The organism is Mycoplasma sp. 1018B, from assembly GCF_024582675.1.
Classification (GTDB): Bacteria; Bacillota_I; Bacilli_A; order Mycoplasmatales; family Metamycoplasmataceae; genus Mycoplasmopsis.
In genome coordinates this window covers 505,347-524,431 of record NZ_CP102084.1, presented here as the reverse complement: position 1 = coordinate 524,431, position 19,085 = coordinate 505,347, and the positions used below count along the sequence as shown (strand labels likewise).

At 23.6% G+C, this 19,085-nt stretch carries 24 protein-coding genes, 1 rRNA gene and 1 other RNA gene; 12 read left to right on the top strand and 14 right to left on the bottom strand.

All coding sequences use genetic code 4. The annotated features are described in order from the left end of the window. Positions 1–78 precede the first annotated feature (78 nt). Positions 79–184: ribosomal RNA gene (gene rrf / locus NPA14_RS02035) — 5S ribosomal RNA — on the bottom strand. A 134-nt stretch (positions 185–318) separates the two neighbouring features. On the opposite strand from rrf, the gene secY reads away from it, so the two are divergent. From secY to rplQ, 9 genes are all read left to right on the top strand, one after another. Continuing rightward, positions 319–1,770 (top strand): preprotein translocase subunit SecY, encoded by a 1,452-nt coding sequence (secY, locus tag NPA14_RS02030; RefSeq protein WP_257075745.1) that lies wholly within the window; start codon positions 319–321, stop codon positions 1,768–1,770. Then, positions 1,764–2,420 (top strand): nucleoside monophosphate kinase, encoded by a 657-nt coding sequence (locus NPA14_RS02025; RefSeq protein ID WP_257075744.1) that lies wholly within the window; start codon positions 1,764–1,766, stop codon positions 2,418–2,420. Before secY ends, NPA14_RS02025 begins: the two co-directional genes overlap by 7 nt. A 125-nt stretch (positions 2,421–2,545) precedes the next feature. Further along, positions 2,546–3,295 (top strand): type I methionyl aminopeptidase, encoded by a 750-nt coding sequence (gene map, locus NPA14_RS02020; protein WP_257075743.1) that lies wholly within the window; start codon positions 2,546–2,548, stop codon positions 3,293–3,295. After that, positions 3,295–3,510, top strand: a complete 216-nt coding sequence (gene infA / locus NPA14_RS02015) for a translation initiation factor IF-1 (RefSeq protein ID WP_257075742.1) — start codon at positions 3,295–3,297, stop codon at positions 3,508–3,510. The genes map and infA overlap by 1 nt, the downstream gene beginning before the upstream one ends. Positions 3,511–3,518: 8 nt before the next feature. Continuing rightward, positions 3,519–3,632 (top strand): 50S ribosomal protein L36, encoded by a 114-nt coding sequence (gene rpmJ / locus NPA14_RS02010; protein WP_046096682.1) that lies wholly within the window; start codon positions 3,519–3,521, stop codon positions 3,630–3,632. A 3-nt stretch (positions 3,633–3,635) separates the two neighbouring features. Then, positions 3,636–4,004 (top strand): 30S ribosomal protein S13, encoded by a 369-nt coding sequence (rpsM, locus tag NPA14_RS02005; protein ID WP_257075732.1) that lies wholly within the window; start codon positions 3,636–3,638, stop codon positions 4,002–4,004. A gap of 18 nt (positions 4,005–4,022) precedes the next feature. Continuing rightward, entirely contained in the window at positions 4,023–4,409 is a 387-nt protein-coding gene (gene rpsK / locus NPA14_RS02000; RefSeq protein WP_257075731.1) for a 30S ribosomal protein S11, read from the top strand. Positions 4,410–4,437: 28 nt separating this feature from the next. Then, positions 4,438–5,439: a DNA-directed RNA polymerase subunit alpha gene (locus NPA14_RS01995; RefSeq protein ID WP_257075730.1), complete on the top strand. Its 1,002-nt coding sequence runs from the start codon at positions 4,438–4,440 to the stop codon at positions 5,437–5,439. Beyond that, positions 5,439–5,801: a 50S ribosomal protein L17 gene (gene rplQ, locus NPA14_RS01990; protein WP_257075728.1), complete on the top strand. Its 363-nt coding sequence runs from the start codon at positions 5,439–5,441 to the stop codon at positions 5,799–5,801. Before NPA14_RS01995 ends, rplQ begins: the two co-directional genes overlap by 1 nt. A gap of 60 nt (positions 5,802–5,861) precedes the next feature. Here the strand turns inward: rplQ and ychF are convergent, their stop codons facing one another. The 6 genes from ychF to whiA all read right to left on the bottom strand — a co-directional run bounded on the left by ychF (position 5,862) and on the right by whiA (position 9,164). After that, positions 5,862–6,965, bottom strand: coding sequence for a redox-regulated ATPase YchF (ychF, locus tag NPA14_RS01985; RefSeq protein ID WP_257075726.1), 1,104 nt, complete (start codon positions 6,963–6,965; stop codon positions 5,862–5,864). Between the two features lie 102 nt (positions 6,966–7,067). After that, an RNA gene (gene rnpB, locus NPA14_RS01980) (RNase P RNA component class B) lies at positions 7,068–7,351 on the bottom strand. A 27-nt stretch (positions 7,352–7,378) separates the two neighbouring features. Further along, positions 7,379–7,573 (bottom strand): hypothetical protein, encoded by a 195-nt coding sequence (locus NPA14_RS02940; RefSeq protein ID WP_373456868.1) that lies wholly within the window; start codon positions 7,571–7,573, stop codon positions 7,379–7,381. Further along, complete coding sequence (locus NPA14_RS01975) at positions 7,570–8,022, bottom strand: hypothetical protein (protein ID WP_257075724.1); 453 nt, start codon at positions 8,020–8,022, stop codon at positions 7,570–7,572. The genes NPA14_RS02940 and NPA14_RS01975 overlap by 4 nt, the downstream gene beginning before the upstream one ends. Next, positions 8,016–8,330, bottom strand: coding sequence for a hypothetical protein (locus NPA14_RS01970; RefSeq protein ID WP_257075722.1), 315 nt, complete (start codon positions 8,328–8,330; stop codon positions 8,016–8,018). The genes NPA14_RS01975 and NPA14_RS01970 overlap by 7 nt, the downstream gene beginning before the upstream one ends. After that, on the bottom strand, positions 8,331–9,164 hold the full coding sequence (gene whiA, locus NPA14_RS01965) for a DNA-binding protein WhiA (RefSeq protein ID WP_257075720.1): 834 nt from the start codon (positions 9,162–9,164) through the stop codon (positions 8,331–8,333). Between the two features lie 76 nt (positions 9,165–9,240). On the opposite strand from whiA, the gene NPA14_RS01960 reads away from it, so the two are divergent. Next, positions 9,241–10,053 (top strand): TIGR00282 family metallophosphoesterase, encoded by an 813-nt coding sequence (locus tag NPA14_RS01960; RefSeq protein WP_257075718.1) that lies wholly within the window; start codon positions 9,241–9,243, stop codon positions 10,051–10,053. A gap of 34 nt (positions 10,054–10,087) precedes the next feature. On the opposite strand, the gene NPA14_RS01955 is transcribed toward NPA14_RS01960, so the two are convergent. The 7 genes from NPA14_RS01955 to dnaX all read right to left on the bottom strand — a co-directional run bounded on the left by NPA14_RS01955 (position 10,088) and on the right by dnaX (position 16,930). Next, entirely contained in the window at positions 10,088–11,749 is a 1,662-nt protein-coding gene (locus NPA14_RS01955) for a ribonuclease J (RefSeq protein ID WP_257075716.1), read from the bottom strand. A gap of 99 nt (positions 11,750–11,848) precedes the next feature. Continuing rightward, a complete protein-coding gene (gene rsmI / locus NPA14_RS01950; protein WP_257075714.1) occupies positions 11,849–12,568 on the bottom strand; it encodes a 16S rRNA (cytidine(1402)-2'-O)-methyltransferase in 720 nt (239 codons plus the stop codon). Further along, a complete protein-coding gene (locus NPA14_RS01945) occupies positions 12,561–13,460 on the bottom strand; it encodes a hypothetical protein (RefSeq protein ID WP_257075712.1) in 900 nt (299 codons plus the stop codon). The genes rsmI and NPA14_RS01945 overlap by 8 nt, the downstream gene beginning before the upstream one ends. Before the next feature lie 2 nt (positions 13,461–13,462). Next, the gene (gene tmk / locus NPA14_RS01940) at positions 13,463–14,110 is read right to left on the bottom strand and encodes a dTMP kinase (RefSeq protein WP_257075711.1); all 648 of its coding nucleotides are present in this window, start codon (positions 14,108–14,110) and stop codon (positions 13,463–13,465) included. A gap of 16 nt (positions 14,111–14,126) precedes the next feature. Beyond that, positions 14,127–14,720: a toprim domain-containing protein gene (locus NPA14_RS01935; RefSeq protein WP_257075710.1), complete on the bottom strand. Its 594-nt coding sequence runs from the start codon at positions 14,718–14,720 to the stop codon at positions 14,127–14,129. A gap of 1 nt (position 14,721) precedes the next feature. Further along, positions 14,722–15,009: a YbaB/EbfC family nucleoid-associated protein gene (locus NPA14_RS01930; RefSeq protein WP_257075709.1), complete on the bottom strand. Its 288-nt coding sequence runs from the start codon at positions 15,007–15,009 to the stop codon at positions 14,722–14,724. Position 15,010: 1 nt separating this feature from the next. Further along, positions 15,011–16,930 (bottom strand): DNA polymerase III subunit gamma/tau, encoded by a 1,920-nt coding sequence (gene dnaX / locus NPA14_RS01925; protein WP_257075707.1) that lies wholly within the window; start codon positions 16,928–16,930, stop codon positions 15,011–15,013. Positions 16,931–17,119: 189 nt separating this feature from the next. On the opposite strand from dnaX, the gene gpmI reads away from it, so the two are divergent. Then, positions 17,120–18,619, top strand: a complete 1,500-nt coding sequence (gene gpmI, locus NPA14_RS01920) for a 2,3-bisphosphoglycerate-independent phosphoglycerate mutase (RefSeq protein ID WP_257075705.1) — start codon at positions 17,120–17,122, stop codon at positions 18,617–18,619. Further along, positions 18,620–19,033: a hypothetical protein gene (locus NPA14_RS01915; RefSeq protein WP_257075704.1), complete on the top strand. Its 414-nt coding sequence runs from the start codon at positions 18,620–18,622 to the stop codon at positions 19,031–19,033. Positions 19,034–19,085 lie beyond the last annotated feature (52 nt).

The window sequence follows — 19,085 nt, the reverse complement described above, 5'->3', positions numbered from 1 at the left end:
AAAAACACTATTCAGTTTTCAAAGAATATAAGTGCATTAAATATGCACTTTTTTAATTTAATAAAAAAATAAAAATAAAAAAAGCCGCTCCCTATTTTTGCATTTCTGCTATTTTCGGCACTAAAGGGCTTAACTACTGAGTTCGGAATGGTATCAGGTGATCCCCTTTGCTATAACGACTTATAGTATAATTATAACTTAAAAATAAAATAACAAAATATTTTTTTAAAAAAAATAATTATTTTTTTTTATTATTAATATTTTAAACTTATTTTTTGTATAATTTATATACTTTTAATAAACAAAAAGAAAGGCAAAATGAAAAACTTTTTTAGTACAACAAGTTTCGTTGCATCTAAAATAATTAATAAACTCAGTAAAAATTGGGTTGATTTTTGAACAAACAAAGATTTATTTAAAAAAGTTTTATTTACCTTATCTTTATTGATTGTTTATATTTTAGCAACAACAATTCAAGCTCCCTTTGTTAAACTTAATAATTTTAATCTTATAAATCAAGATGCCTTTTTAAATACTTTAAATTTAGTTGGCGGTGGGGGTTTAAGAAATTTTTCTTTAGTTGCTCTAGGTATAAGTCCTTTCATTAATGCATCTTTGATAATGTCTTTATTACAAACTAAATTATTCCCCGCTATTCATAAATTAAGTCAAAGTGGTCCAGAAGGAAGACGTAAATTAAATGTAATAACTAGATTATTAACTCTATTTATAGCTTTTCCGCAAGCTATTTTATTAACACAATCATTAGGAGCTGGAGAAAATCCTTTTATTTCTTTTATTCCTTTGAATAATAACCAAAATTTAAAAAATTTAACCATTTATTTTTTACTGCCAATGATATTAGTAGGAGCGTCTTTATTTTCTTTATTTATTTCAGAAGAAATTACTAATAAAGGAATAGGCAATGGAACATCATTAATAATTTTTGTTGGTATTTCCTTCCAATTACCCAGTCAATTTAGCGGAGCTTTTAATTTTTTTATTAGTAGTGGTGAAGCTAACTCACTATTAAATGGTGTTCTAAAATTTATGATTTATATTTTTGCGTATTTATTAGTTCTTTTTATAATTGCCTTAGTTTACAATTCTGAAAGACATATACCAATTCAACAAATAGGAAGCGGAAGAAGTAAAAATATTAAAGAAATGGGTAAATTACCTATTAAATTAAACCCTGGTGGTATTATGCCTATAATTTTTGCTACAATGATTATTTCATTTCCATTAATGATAGCAAGAATATTGCCGGATTCAAATTTAGCTAAAAGTTGAATGATAGAAAATTTACAATTTACAAAACCTTTAGGTTTAAGTTTATTAATTGTGATAACTTTTCTTTTTAGTTTTTTAATTGGATTGCAACAGTCAAAAGTAGATAAAATAGCAGAGGACTTTGCAAAAAATTCTACTTTTATTCCAGGAATTAAACCAGGAGAACAAACTGAAGATTATTTAATAGCTATTGTAATGAGATTATCTCTTTTTAGTGCTTTTTATCTTGTATTAATGGCTTCTATGCAATATTTATTAATTCTTGCTGGTTTGCCCGCAATTATTAGTTTTGGAGGAACTGGAATGATTATTTTAGTTACCGTTTCTCTGGAAACTATACAACAATATCAAGCAAGAAGTAAAAGTCAAACTTTAACTAAGCAGAAAAATCTTTCTAAACAAACTATTAATAATTTAAATAATAATAAAACTAAATTTGATAAGAATAAGAAAAACGGAGATGGTTTGCTATGATAAAAAAAGAATTACCTAATATAGTTTTTATGGGGCCACCGGGAGTGGGTAAAGGAACAACTGCTAATTTAATTGCTCAAAAAACAGGAATTAAACATTTATCTACTGGAAGTATTTTTCGTGAAACAATAGCTAATAAAACTCCTTTGGGTTTAAAGTTAGCAAAATATGTTGAAAATGGTTTGTATGTTCCTGATGAAGTTACTAATCAAATAGTAAAAGAAAAATTAGAAAGTTTAATGCACCAAAATCAAAAAGTTATTTTAGATGGTTATCCTAGAACAATTGAACAAGTGCACTTTCTTAATAAAATAGAAGGATTTAAATATAAAGTTATTGAACTAAATGCTTCTAATGATTTAATAATGCAAAGATTAAATGGTAGAAGATTTTGTCCTAATTGTGGTAAAAATTATAATATATTTTCTTTACCTTCGCAAAAAGATACATTATGTGAAAATTGTGATTCTGTTTTGCAAATGAGAAAAGACGATAGCATTGAAAATATTAAAATTAGACAACAAATTTATAAAGATTCTACTGCACCACTTCTTGATTACTTTAAAGAACATAATAATTTGCAAATTTTTGATGCTACAGGTTCGCCTGATTTTGTCACACAACAGATTTTAGACTGATTAAATAAGGAATAGTTATCTTTTTAGATAACTTTTTTTTATTTAATGTATAATTTATTTTGCATTTATATAAGAAAAATATAAGTCAAATTTGACTTTTATTTTTCTATTATTTATATATCATAAATGCAAGGAGAATAATGATAACTATTAAAAGTGATATAGAAATAGAAAAAATCACTAAAAGTTGTCGTATCCTGGCAGAAGTTAAACAAATAGTTTGAGATTCGATAAGACCAGGAATTTCATTAAAAGAACTTGATTCAATCGCTTTTAATGAAATAATAAAAAGAGGTGCTAAACCTGCTTTTAAAGGTTTATATGGTTTTCCAGCTACAGCTTGCATCTCTGTTAATGATGAATTAATTCACGCTATACCTTCAGATTATAAATTAAAATTAGGTGATTTAGTCAGTGTTGATTTAGGATGTATATGAGAAGGTTATAACAGTGATAGTGCTTTTACCAAAGGAGTTGGTAAAATTTCTAAAATAGATCAAAAACTTATTAATGTAGCTCAAGAAGCTTTTCTTGCAGGTTTGAAAGCTATAAAACCTGGCGCAAGAATAGGTGATATTAGTTATGCAATAGGTCAAGTTATTAAAAATAATAATTTTTATACACCAAGTGAATATAGTGGACATGGAATTGGTATTACATTACATGAAGATCCTTATGTACCAAATGATGGAATTCCTAATACAGGTCCGCTTTTAAAAGATGGTATGGTAATTTGTATTGAGCCTATGATTTTACAAAAATCACCAAAAACAAAATTAAAAAGAAATAAATGAACAGTCGTAAGTGCTGATGGTTTAAATTGTGCCCACTATGAACATACTGTTTTAATAAAAAATGGATACGGTGTAGTTTTAACGGAAGGAATTTAATGGCAAAAGACGCTATTAAAATGACTGCTAAAGTTGTTCAAGCTTATTCAACTGATGAATATGAAGTAGAACTTGAAGGTGGTATGTTAATTAAAGCTCATATTTCTGGCAAAATGAGAGTAAATCATATTAGAATTTTGCCTGGTGATACTGTAGATGTAGAAATTAGTCCTTATAATTGAAATTTAGGAAGAATTATTTACAGACACAAATAAGGAGAAAAATGAAAGTAAGAGCTAGTGTAAAAAGAATGTGTAAAGATTGTCGTATTATTAAACGTCAAGGAATAATAAGAGTTATTTGCTCACAACCAAAACATAAACAAAGACAAGGATAAAAAATGGCTAGAATTTTAAACGTTGAAATTCCAAATAACAAACGTGTAGTAATTTCATTAACTTATATATTTGGTATTGGAAGAAATAGAGCAAAAGATATTTGTGCTGCAGCAAATGTAAATGAAAATATTAGAACCAAAGATTTAACAGAAGAACAATTACAAAAATTACGTGTGGAAGCTGCAAAATATACAACAGAAGGTGATTTACATAGAGAAGTTAGCTTAAACATTAAACGTTTAATGGAAATTAAATGTTATCGTGGTATAAGACATCGTAAAGGACTTCCTGTTAGAGGACAAAGCACACAGAAAAATGCTAGAACACGTAAAGGTCCTAGAAAAACTGTTGCAGGGAAAAAAGGTAAATAAGATTAAGGAAAATGAATTATGGCAAGAAAAACTAAAAAGAAAAATATTACTAATGGTATTGCACACATTCACTCTACTAATCAAAATACAATTGTTACATTTACAGATGAATTTGGTAATGTAATTGCTTGAAGTTCATCAGGTGCAATAGGTTATAAAGGTTCTAAAAAGAAAACTCCTTATGCTGCTTCATTAGCTGCACAAGCAGCATCTGAAGCTGCTAAGGAACACGGTGTAAAAAGTGTTAAAGTAAGATTAAAAGGTTTAGGTGCTGGTAAAGACGCAGCGCGTAAACAAATAGAAGTAGCAGGCATCACAGTTACTGAAATTAAGGATGTTACTCCAGTTCCACACAATGGAACTAGACCTCCAAAACGTGTTCTCAAACGTGAAAAACAAAGATAATTGATAATTTTAAATAAAGGAGCACTATATGGTAAAAATGCCCAAACTTATTTATCAAAAACTTCAAAATTTAAGTGAAAACATTAATGAAACCGTTTTTTCTTTAAAACCATTAGAAAGAGGGTTTGCTAATACTTTAGGAGTAGCTTTAAGAAGAACATTATTGTCTAGTATTACTGCTTTAGCTTTAGTAGCGGTGAAAATAGATGGTGTAGAACATGAATTTCAAACCATACCCGGTGTAGAAGAAGATGTTGTTTCATTAATAATGAATTTGCGCAAGGTTAAATTTCAATATAATCCTGAATTAGTTTCAGATAATGATATTATTAAAGTTTCATTAAAAACAGATAAATTAGGTATTATTACTTCAAAAGAATTAGTGATTAATAATTCTAATATCGAAATTTTAAATAAAAATCAATATATAGCTACTTTAAATAAAGGCAATTTACATTTAGAATTGTATTTAAAATCTGGTAGAGGTTTTATTAGTAATGAAGAAAATAAAAAAATAGTTAATTCAGCAACATTTTTAACTAATATTGATAGCAAAATTAAAAAAGGAATTTTAATTGCTACTGATTCTGATTTTTCACCAGTAGAAAAAGTTAATTATGTGGTTAATGAACTTAATTCTTCAAGTTCTAAATTAGAAGAAGAATTAATTTTTACTGTTGTTACTAATGGAACTATTGATCCTAAATATGCAATTCAACAAGCGTGTGAAATTTTGGTCGCATCATTTAAATTAATTGGTAATGTTGATGAAATGCAACTAGAAGTTTTTGCTGAAGAAAAAGAAGTAGAAATAGAAGAAAAAGATAATGACATTGACATTAGTCAATTACAATTATCAGTTCGTTCATTTAATGCTTTAAGAAGAATAGGGAAAACCAAACTTTCTCAAATTTGCGAAATGACGCTTGAAGAAATAGAAGGAACTAAAAATTTAGGAAGAAAATCAATTGAAGAAATTATCAATGTACTTAAAGATTATGGTCGTGAACTTAAAAAAGGAGAAGAATAATGGCTAATCCAACACAAATTTATAGTCGTGATGCTAAATGAAGAAAAGGAGTAATGCGTACTTTAACAAGTGAATTATTAGCACATGGTCGAATTACTACTACTTTAACTCGTGCAAAAGAATTACGCCGTCATGCTGAAAAAATGATAACTAAAGCTAAAAATCCTACTTTAGCTAATCGTCGTTTAGTTGCTGCTTTTCTTCGTCCTACTTTAGTTAATAATAAAGAGAATCTTTTAAAATATTTATTTAATGAAATAGCACCCAAATATAAAGAAAGAAAAGGTGGATACACCAGAATTTATAAAATTGTTGCGCGTCGTGGCGATAATACTCAAATGGCAATCATTGAATTAGTTTAATTTACTATTTAGCTTTAATTAACACAAAATAAAAAATACTCTTTTATAAAAGAGTATTTTTTATTTACCAAATTTAAAATGACAAATATCACCGTCATTCATTAGATAATTTTTTCCTTCAGATCTAATTTTTCCAGCGTTTTTAGAACCTATTTCGCCATTATAATTTATATAATCTTCATAAGAAATAATATCAGCTTTAATAAATTTTTTTTCAAAATCACTGTGAATAATACCAGCGCATTGAGGAGCTAGCATACCGTTTTTATAAACTCATGCTCTTGCTTCTTTTGGTCCAACAGTAAAATAAGTTTTTAAATTGAGTAAGTCAAAAGTTTCTTTAGTTAAATAATCTAATCCACTATACTCTATAGAATAACTATTTAATCATTCTTGAGCTTCTATTTCATCTAGTTGAGCTATTTCGAATTCTAATTGTACAGATATAGGAATAATTTTATTTTTTCTTCCGTGTTCTTTTTTTAATTGTTTAAAATAAAAATCATTATCTAAATTTTTAATTTGATTAGTAGAAACATTAGCTACATATATCATTGGTTTGCTTGTTAATAGTTGATAGCTTTTGATAAGTTTAAATTCTTCTTCGTTAAAGTCTTTTACTATATCATAAGCGAATTTATTATTTTCCAAAATACTTTTAATTTTCAGTGCCGTTTTTTCTTCAAGTATAGCAATTTTATCTCCACTTTTAGCTTTTTTATGTATTCTATTTATAATATTATTAATTGTTTCTAAATCAGCTAGAATTAATTCTAAATTAATAGTTTCAATATCTGCTAAAGGATCAACTTTATCATTAACATGCATAATATTTTTATCTTCAAAACATCTTACAACATGAATGATAGCATCAACTTCTCTAATATTAGCTAAAAATTTGTTTCCTAATCCCTCTCCTCTTGAAGCACCTTTAACTAAACCAGCTATATCAACAAAATCAAAAGTAGCTGGAATTATTTTTTCTGGTTTAGCAAGTTTGGCTAATTCTACTAAACGTTTATCTCTCAAAGCAACACTACTAATATTTGGTTCAATAGTAGTGAAAGCATAATTACTTGCTTCCACTTGATATTTTGTAAGAGCACTAAATAAAGTAGATTTGCCTACATTAGGTAAGCCCACAATTCCTGCTTTTAATGACATATTATCTCCTATAATTCAAAAATTTTAATATTTTTAACATTTTAATTATAACTGTGATTTGTCTATAATTTAAAATAAAAACACACTTTAAAAGTGTGTTGTATCTATAAGCCACGTTTTGTTCTTCCAATAAGATGTCAACAATTTATCTAATTTAAATATTAATATTTAAATTCTCTTTTTTGATTCATTTCTCTTAAAAGAGTTCCCCTACCGTTATTTGGGTTTCTAACTCATGGAGTTTACCGCGTTTCACAATTCTCGTCTCTGTGGCACTAGTCGTCTAAGCCTGAATTTATTAGATTCAGCATGAACACTACAATCATCTCAGATTGTGTTAGCGTGGACTTTCCTCTATTTTTATAAAACAGCTGTTGACCGATACTAATTTATTATATAAATTTATTTAAAAATTAATGAAAAAATTTTATTAAAAAAAGTTCAAAACCTATTTTTTCATTTACTATGCCTTTTTTAATTTCTCTATCTAATTCTGCTAAATATTTGATCATATTTTGTATTTTATTAATTGACAAATTATTTAATAATGAATATATTTTTTTAGCTCTATATAAATTAATTTTGAATTCTTGAGAATATGTTTCTAAATTTTTTTATTATTTAAATAATAATACATTTGATTACAAATAATTAAATTTTGAGATATTTGATAAATCAACATTGTAATATTTTCCCCTGCAATAATTTTTTTTAAATATTGATCTCAAATAATATTTAATTTTTTTTGTTCTAAGGAATTGATAAATGCGAAAGGATCAAAGTTAATACTTGAAACAATAAGTTCATTTATCTCATAAATAGTAATATTTTTAGTTACTAACGCAATTTTTTCAAATTCATTAATTAATCTCATTGTATCATCATTAACTTTATTAACTAATTGCAAAACATTAGAATAATTTATTTGAATTTTTGCTTTCTCAGCTTTATGCAGTATTAAATTAATTTTTTCTTTAATATCAAGTTCGTTTAATTCAAAGACTTTTATTTGTTTATTAGAAAAATATATTTCTTCAGTAAATATATTTTTTAACACATCATTTTTTTAATTTGATTAACAAATATTAAAATGTTATTATTATTTTTAATAGAATTTATAAATTGGTTTATTATAAAAATTTCTTCTTTATTAAATTTATTACTTGTTAATAAATTGCAATTATTTATAATTATTAATTCCTTAGAAGAAAATAAAATCTCTTGATTTAGATTTTTTATTATTTCAATTAAAGAATTAATATTCTCATAATAATATCTTTTTTTAGTATTAATATTTTCTTCTTTTTGAATTATTTGAATTTGTTTATTTATCTGATACAAATCATTTGAAAAAATAAAATACATTTAATTTTTCTCCTTATGTTCATTAACTATTTTTTTTAATTTTATTAATCAATGATTTAATCCCGCCTTAGTTTTATGTATATTATATTTTTGTAATAAAAAAGTATAGTTATTTAAACTTTCTCCAATATTATTTTTAATTAAATCAAAAAAAACTAATTCATCTTCCTTAAAATTTTCTTTTAAATTATGTTCATTAATATAATTTATGAATTCCAGATATTTTTCTTGAGCATTAACTATTTTTTCTATATTTGAATAATCTATATTATTTAAACGATTTATATTATTTTGATAATCTCTTGTAATTATTGAATCTTCAAAAATAAAATAAGAATTAATTGCTTCAATAGCTTTTAAGAAATCGGAAATTTTTTCTTGTTTTTTAATATATAAAATATATTTTTGTTTATAAAACATTTTTACAAAACCAAAATCATATGTGTTTAATTTTTTTTGTATTTGATCAATAAAAATTTCATAATTAGAATTAATAGCCAAATGGTAAGAAGTTTTGTTTAAATTATTTATTGACCCACTACCTGCAAAAAAACCTGCAAAAAAACTATTTAAATAAATAATTTGTTCGTTTAAATTAAATTCTTTCGCTAATATAATAATATTTGTTTTTTCTTGAGTAAATGTAATTTTTAAAATATTCAAAAAGTTTATGATATTTTCTCTTATGGTTTTATCCCTAATTACTAATAAGATATTTTTATGAATGTCAAAAATTACCTTTGAACTTATAAAACCTTTTAAAAAATCATATATTTGATCTTTAGTTTTTTGTTTCTTTAAAATCTCATATTTTATTTGTAAGCTAAAATTCATATTTTCTTATAATTATAATAATTATAAGAAAAAATAAAAAAGAATTATATATTTATAATATATGTAGAAAAGATTTATGAAAAATAAAAAAATAAAAATACTTTTTATAGGTGATATATTTGGCTTTCCAGGAATAAAAATTTTAGAAAAATTTTTACCAAATCTAAAAACAAAATATCATTTTGATATGATTATTGCTCAAGCGGAAAATGTTTCCGGTAGAAAAGGTTTTAATAAAAATGATTATCAAAAATTAAAAGAAATGGGTGTTAATCATTTTACAATTGGTAATCATGTATGAGCTAATGAAGAGATTTTAGAATTTATAAATAACAATGATATTTCTAGACCGGCTAATATATCTAATTCATATCCAGGAATGGGTTCAAGAATTGTTAAAATTAAAAATAAAACTATAAGAATTACTTCTTTAATGGGTATAACATTTAATAAATTATTATCTCCATGAAAAGAAGAGTATGCAGATAATTTTTTTGATTGTATTGATAATATTATTAATTATCAAGAAAAAACAGATTTTCATTTTGTAGATTTTCACGCAGAAACTACAAGTGAAAAAAATGTTTTAGGCTTATATTTAGATGGTAAAATTGATGCCTTAGTTGGTACTCATACGCATGTACAAACAAACGATGCTAGATTGTTACCAAAATTTACTTGTTATATTACTGATGTTGGTATGTGTGGACCTTTAAATAGTGCAATTGGTGCTAATTTTGATGAAGTATATCAAAAAATGAGATATCAAAAAAATGCTAAATTTAAAATTTCTCCAAATAAGTCTCAATTCAATGCTGTTTTGTTGACATTAAATACTATTAATAAAATGAAAAATAAAATTCAAACTATTAATCTTTTAGAAAATTAGAATATTAAAAAAAACTTGTTAAAACAAGTTTTTTTTAATTATTTGATTGTACTAAAGAAACTATTATCATTGGTTCTTTATCAAAAACTTTAAATATTTTTTTTCTTATTACTTGCCTTGCTCTATTTTGAAAAGTTTTTAAACCATCGAATGTTTCATTTTCAATAATTTTTAAAATAGTAGTTTTAATTAATTCTTTAGCTATTTTCTTAGTTTCTTTATCAAAAATACCAACAAAATTCATTTGTAATTTTCCGTTTAATAATTTAGTTTTAGAATTATATAATACAGAAACTAAGATAATGCCATCTCTTCCTAGTAATTCTCTTTCGAGAATAACTTCAGAGGAAATATCTCCTACACCAAAACCATCAATTATAGTATCATGAATTTCTTTAATTTTTCCATTAGTCGAAATTAATTTACCATCAGCAAAATGAACTATTTTTCCATTTTGTAACAATAAACATTTGTTATCTTTGATATTTAATTTTTCTGTCAAAATATTTTGTGCACTTACCAAATAACGATATAAACCTTGAGCAGGAATAACATATTTAGGTTTTAGAGAATCAACCAAATTGATAAGATCTTCTTTTGCTGGTCTATGTCTATAAAATTCGTTTGTATTAACATCATAAAGATTTGAAGTAATTCTGGTAATTTCATCCAGCATTATTGCTTCTTGACTTTCTAAACCATTAATAGGAGGTGCTAAAATAATAACAACATCTGTGTTTTTTAATGTTAAAAATACATCATTATTACTTGTTATTCTTAAAAATCTACTATATAGTCTTTCTACTGAACCTGTAACTAAAATTACTGCATTATTAGTTTTACTTATACTGTTATGGTCTAAAATTTTAGGAAATTTAACTTGTGGAAATTTATTTTTAATTATGTTAAGAGCTTGAGCATAAGTTTTTCCGTAAACAATAACTGGTCTTTTTGTTTCAATGGCTAAATTTAAAATTTGTTGTATTGACGCCATTTCTTCATCATATGCGCCAATAATTATTCTTCGGTCGCTTTTAGTTTCTAAAAATGTTTCTTTAATTGACTGTGGTAATTGAATTTTATGAACAGCTTTTCCAGGATAATTTGCTCTTCCAGAATCAACAATTAATGCTAATAATGATCTTTTACTAAAATTTTTAGCTAGATTTGTAAAATTTAAATTACCATAAATTCCTAAATTTGCTTCAATAAAATTAAATAAAAATAAAATATCACCTTGTGGAGTTATAAAATTAAAACCTATGTGCCCTGGCATTGATCCAGCCAATTCAATAGGTTGAACAAAAATTTCCCCTATTTTGGTAATTTTATCGATTACTTGAATTTTGTAATCAGGATTATTGATTTTATATTTTTCTAAACGATCTTGTATCATTATTGAATTAAATTCGGATGAATAAATAGTTTGTCCTGAAATAGACATTAATAATCATGGTAATGCACTAAAAGATTCATTTTTTACATCAGTTATAAAAATACCCTTAATTTTATCTTTATTTTTTATAAAATAATTAAAATTAGGTATTAAAGTATCAACGCCATTTTTAGAATTAATTGGAATTTTTGTACCGGTATTTATAATATAAATATCGTCATTATATTCTAAAACATAACAATTTTTTCCATTTTCATCTAAACCACCTAAAGCAAAAATATTAATATGATTTTTATACATAGTAAACTCCATTATTTGCGTAAATAAATTAATTTTAGGAATTATAAGAATTTATTTTTTAAATTATATATTAATATATAAAAAAATAAAAAAAGTAGATTAATCTACTTTACTATAACTAGCGTATTTATTAATTTTTACTTTTTTTTCACTTTTTATATAAATGACTAAAGTATATTCGCCTTTAATATTTCTTTTTGTTAAATCATTTAAAATTTCTTCAGCAGTTCCATAAAAATGTTGTTCATAAATTTTAGTTAATTCTTTGCAAAGAAATAATTTTGCCTTGTCTTTTCAAATATTGTTTATTAATTCTAATAAATTAATTAGTTTATGCGGAGCGATGTAAAAAATATGTGAAAAATTCAGATCTAAATTCTCTAATTGATCTTTTTTTTGCTGTGTTTTTTCTTTAGGAAAACCATGAAAAACAAATTCGTTTGTAAAACCACTCAATGCCATTGCAGTTATTGCAGCATTTACACCTGGAATTAATTCTATGTCAATTTCTTTTTCTCTTGCTAATTTAACTAGATTAAATCCTGGATCACTAATTAAAGGCATTCCAGAATCGGAAATTAATGCTAAAGATTTATTTTCTTTCAAAATTAAATCTATTAAACCTTTTGCGGAATTATTTTCATTAAATTTGTTATATATGAAAAGTTTTTTTTGTATATTTCAATAATTAAGTAATTTTTGTGCCACTCTTGTGTCTTCACATGCAATATAATCTACGTTTTTTAATGTTTCTACCGCACGATATGTAATATCTTTCATGTTACCTATAGGTGTTGCTACTAAAAAAATTTTACTCATTTCATAATCTCACTAATTCTATTAGAAAATTTTCTAATTGTAAAAAGATATTAAATGTTGATTTATGTGTTTCATTTAAAAATGAATCACATAAAATAAATATTTTTTCAAAATTAAAAGAATTTTTAGATAAATTTAATTTGCTTTTAACAAACCATTCTGGATAATCAGATTTTTTATTAACAAAAATTTCAAAAGCTAATAATCTAAGGCTATAAATTAATAAATAGGCAATATCAAAAAGATCTTTTTTATTATATTTACTTAAAAAAAGATATATATTGTTGATATTAGAATTTAATATTTTAAAAAAATCACTAACTATAGTTAAATTAGTTTTTGATATATATTTATCTATTTGTTCTATTGATGAAAATAATTGTAATATAAAATTTATCTCGATATTATCAAATTTTTCTTTTTTAAGTTTTAAATATGCTATTTCTTTAAAATCGTCATTTCTAATATTTAGAATTATTGCGCGAGATTTTATTGTTGGTAAAACTTTTTCTATATTATTTGTAGTTATTATAAATAAAACATTTTGGCTAGGTTCTTCTAAAGTTAATAATATAGTGTTAAGAGCTTGAATTGAAGCATTTTCAATATTTTTAAGAATTACAATCTTTTTATTATGACTAATAATATTTAAAGTTTCAAAAATTTTTTTAATATTATCTTTAGTTAAATTTTTATCTTCTGCATTTAAAATTTTAATATTTGATGGTAATAATTGTTCATCTAAAGATGTTAGATTAATATTTGTGATTAAATTAATAATATTTATAATTGCAGAATTAAAATCAATTAATTCATAACTTTTAAGTAAATAACAATGATTTAATTTTTCATTTTTTAATGAATTTTTTACTATTTTTAAATATGTGAACATTTTTATTTAATATATTTATTTTTAAATAATTCATTATTAATTAATTTTTCATAAATATTATTTACAACTTCTTCAATAGATTTGCTAGCATCTATAATTTCAAATCTAGAAGGATTTTGATTTATTAATATTTGATAACCCAAATAAACTTTTTTGTGAAAATCTTCACTTTCTAAATCTAATCGGTTAGGTTTATCTGTTCTTGTTTCTAAACGTCTTGTTCTACTTAAATTAAGATCAATGTTTAAAAAGAAAGTAATATGAGGTTTAATACCTTGAATAGTTAATTCTGTTAAATTAGTAACAAAATCTAAACCTAAATTACGAGCTATTCCTTGATATGCATAAAAGCTATCAATATAACGATCACAAAGAACTAATTTATTTTCAGTTAATCCAGGAATAACTACTTTATCTAAATGTATTCTTCTTGATGCAGAATACAACATAGCTTCAGTAATAGGTGATAATTCATTATCTTTATCCAGTATTAATTCTCTTATTTTTTCCGCTTCTTTTATTCCATGACCGCCTGGTTCTCTTGTTTCTAAAATTTCAATTTTAGGAAAATTTTGTTTAATTTTCTGAGCTAATAATTTCATTGTTGTGGTTTTACCACTTCCATCTAAACCTTCAAAAGTTATAAACATATTACCACCTTATCAATTATTTATTCTTACGATTGATTATTGATTCTTTTATTGTGAAAGGATCCAAATAATCTATATTTGAATTAATTGGCATTCCAATAGCAGCTCTAGAACATTTAATATTTTCTTGATTAAGTTTATTAATTAGTAAATTTGTTGTTAATTCACCTTGTAACGTAGGGCTTAAAACAATAATTACTTCTTTAAATTTATTTTTAGATAAATAATTAATTAAATGTTCAAATTCGGTTTTATTATCATTTGCTTGCATTTTAGCGTCGATTAAATATGGCATTACATAAAAAATACCACTAAATATTTGATTATTTATTAATTTATTAACCGCTTGTATACTTTCTACAATCATTAATATTTCATTATTAAAAGTCAAATTTTTACAATTTAAACATATATTATCTTCTTTTATATAATTACAATCATTACAAAAAGATAAACGTTTTTTTATTTGTTCGAAAGAATTTATTAAATCATTTAAATAATTTTGATCTTTAATAAGCAAAAAATTTGACATTTTTTCCGCTTGTTTTTTACTAATACCAGGAAAAAGAGTTAATTTGTTTATTAAATTTTCAATACTATTTATTTTCATATTAAAAACCAAAACCAGGTATATTAGGCATTATTTGTTGATGCTCTTCATCAATTTGTAAAAATAAATCATTAATTGTTAAAGTAATTAAATCTTCTAAAGTTTCTGCATCTTCAGGGTCTAATAAAATTGTTTCTTTGATTCTAATTGATACTATTTGTTTGCTGCCTTTTGCAATTACTTCTATGCCTTGTTTTTCAATAGAAAAAGTTTTTTCTAAAAATGCTTCTTCTTTTATTTCGGCTTCTTTTTGAATTTTTTGTAATTTTCTTAATAATCCTTGATCCATATTATTTTTCTCCTTTGATTCCTTTTGAAATTAAGTTATATAATTTTAAAACAAAATTATTTTTTTGTGGTTGTAAATTTTCTAAAGGTTTATATTTTTCTAATTCTTTATTAGAAAACATGCTAACTTTATTAAAAATGGTTTTTATTCGATCTTTATCAGCAGAAGATGTTATAAATAGATGTAATTGTTTTTTAAATAACTTTTGAAAAAATTCTCTTTGAATAATTTCATTTTGATAATTATCTTGTAAATAATTTAAAATTTTATTTTCAACTTTACTATTACCGTGTATTAATATAAAATTACTAGCGCTTGCTAATACTTTTAATTCTGTTGTACTAATTGCTTTAATAAAATCATTACATTCTAAATTAGTAATTAAATTTTTACTATTTTCTAAAATAGTTTTTATTTGATCATTCTTATTATTTGGATTTAAAACTTTTTTATCATAAAAATGTAAAGCAAATAATTTTTCGAGTAATTCATCATCAATTTGACTTTTAAAAATTTTATCATTAGTATATGTTTTTAATAATGGCAATGTAACATCACTATTTTGATTAATGTCAAATTCTTCAGTAGATATTAAAGGATTCTCTAAATTTTCATCGTCTAAATCATCGTTGAAAGTTAAAATTTCATTTTCAATATTTTTAATATCATCTTTTGCGTTATTATATTTCAAAATATATTCTTGACTTTGTTCTAATATATCTTTAATTTCTTTTTCTACTGAATTATTATTTATTTTTAATTCTTCTTGAACTTTATTAGTTTGATCATTTTGAGAATTTCTATTTTCTTGCATTTTTTCCTTTTTTATTAATGAATCATTTGTTTCTAAAAATGAATTGTGCCTGTTCATAATTTTAAATAAATTAAAATATATTAAATCATAAGGTTTATTTTGATTATATAAACTTTTAAGTAATTGATATAAATATTCTAATGTTTCATAAGCAAAAATTGTATTGAATTCTATTAATTCGAAATCATTTTCTAAAAGTATTTCACTAAAATCTAAATTATTTGTTTTGTTACATACTAAATAATCTTTTAAAACCGTTATTCAATTTTCTACGAGTATTTTAGCATCGGCATTATTGTTTTTAAATTCATCAAATGTATTAATAACATATGAATAATCATGTTTATATATAGCATTAAAAAAATTAATTATTTTACTATTTTCCACAATACCAAAAAGTTCAGTGACACTTTTTAAAGTTAAATTATTATCACAATAAGCAATAGCTTGTTCTGCAATAGATAACGCATCTCTTAGTGCTCCTTGAGCCAAACGAGCAATATATGCTGGAGTGTCATTGTCATATTGTATTTTTTCAATTTCAAAAATTTCTTTTAAACGATTTTCTATTTGTTTATTAGTTATTTTTTTAAAATTATGAATTTGTAGTCTTGATAAAACAGTTGATGGTATTTTTTGAGCATCTGTTGTAGCTAAAATAAAAATAACATGTGAAGGAGGTTCTTCTAAAGTTTTTAACAAGGAATTAAAAGCACTTTTAGTTAACATGTGTACTTCATCAATAATATATATTTTATAACGACCAACAGTAGGTAAATGTTCGATTTTTTCCTGTAACATTCTAATTTCTTCTACACCATTGTTTGAAGCAGCGTCCATTTCAATAATATCCAAATTATTTGCGCTTTTTTCTAAACAATTTTCACAAATATCATATGGTATATTGGTATGAATACAATTTATAGCATTAGCAAAAATTTTAGCTAAGGAAGTTTTACCTACACCTCTAGAGCCACTAAATAAATAAGCATGATTTATATTATTGCTAATTATAATATTTTCTAAGACTTTGATTATATGCTCTTGTCCAACAACTTGTTCAAATTTTTGGGGTCTATATTTACGGTATAAAGCTTTATATGACATATTAACTCCTAAGTTAATTTAAACGTTTGTATATATACTATATATACATTATATATAATGTAAAATTTAAAATAAATTTAAATAACTCATCTTTTATAGGTTATCATTTTTATGCATTATAAAATAAAATATAATTAATATTAATTAATTATTCAAGATTTTTTAAGTTACTAATATATAAAGGAATGTATGAATAAAAAAGTGATTTTAGTTGTTATTGACGGTTTAGGATTACGTAAGGAAAAACAAGGAAATGCTTTTAAACAAGCTAACACCGCCTTTTTTGATAATTTATTTACTAATTATCCTAATTCTATTATTCAAGCAAGCGGCGAATATGTAGGTTTACCGACTGATCAAATGGGCAATTCTGAAGTAGGTCATTTAAACATAGGAGCAGGTAGAATTGTTTACACAGGATTATCATTAATTAATCAACAAATTAAAACAAAAGAATTTCATAAAAACAAAGTTTTTTTAAATGTTTTTGAAGATGTTAAAAAAAATAATACTACTTTACATTTAATTGGCTTATTAAGCAACGGCGGTGTGCATTCAGATGAAAATCATTTATTTGAATTAATGCATTTAGCATATGAAAATAAAGTAAAAAATGTTTCATTACATTTATTTGGTGATGGCAGAGACGTAGCGCCAAAATCAATTTTAAATTCTTTAAATAAAGTTGATCAATTATGCAAAAAATATTCATATAAAATTGCTTCATTAGGTGGAAGATTTTATGGCATGGATAGAGATAAAATGTTTGATAGAGTAGAACAACACTATAATGCAATGTTGGGTTTATCTGATGTAACTTTTACAAATGCAATTGATTATATTAATAATGAATATTCAAATAATAGAACAGATGAATTTTTAATTCCTGCATCTAATTTAAATGCAAAATTCATAGAAAATAATGATTCGATAATCTTTTTCAATTTTAGACCTGATCGCGCAAGACAATTAACTCATTTGTTTATTGATTCAAATCTTTATCAAGTAAAAGCTAAACATTTAGTTAAATTAAATAATTTTGTTTCGATGATGAAATATGAAGGTTTAAATACTCAAATAGCTTTTGAAGAAATGAAAGTAGTTAACCCCATTGGTAAAGTTTTAGAAAAAAATAATTTAAAACAATTAAGAGTTGCAGAAACACAAAAATATGCTCATGTGACTTTTTTTATGGATGGTGGTATAGATGTAGAATATAAAAATTCTAAAAGAATTATGGTGCCATCTTTAAAAGTTAATAGTTATGCGGATGAACCACAAATGTCAGCTAAAGAAATAGTTGATGAATTAATAAATAATGCAGCAGATTATGATTTGACAATTATGAATTTTGCAAATCCTGATATGGTAGGTCATACAGGTAATTTAAAAGCGACAATAAAAGCAATAGAAGTATTAGATAAAGAGATTCAACGTTTGTGAACTTGAGCAGAAAAACAAAATATAACTATTTTTATCACTGCGGATCATGGAAATGCAGAAATTACGGAAGATGAAAATGGTAATCCAGCTACAAAACATACAAAAAGTCCTGTTATGTTAATAACAAGTGATAAAAATTTACAATTAAAAAATGGTATTTTAGCTAATATCGCCCCTACAATATTGGATTATATGAATATTGAAAAATCTGAAGAAATGACACATGAAAGTTTAATAATCAAATAGATGAATAACAAAGAAAAAGAAATTAAAGCAATTATAATATTACACAATAAATCTTTGGAAAAAATTAATAATTGAATAAATATAAAAGAAACTAATAATATAGAATTTTTAATTGTTAATAATTATAAAGATAAAGATAAAATTTTAAATTATTTAAAAGAAAAAAATATTAATTTAGATTATGTTATGTTGTTAGCAAATAATTTATTTAAAAAAGATTTTATTAATAAATTTGCTTTTTCATATACTTATCCTTCAATTAAAAATTTAAATTATAAATATTATACTTCTCGTTTAGAACAAGATGGTTTTAATGAAGCTATTAAAGATTATTTATATCGTATTAAATTACCTTTAGAAAAACAACAATTAGCTCAAAAATTAGAAAGACAAAAAAATAGTAATAAATATTAAAATACGAAGTCTTTTACTTCGTTTTTTATTTTTCTTTATCATAATTTAGGTA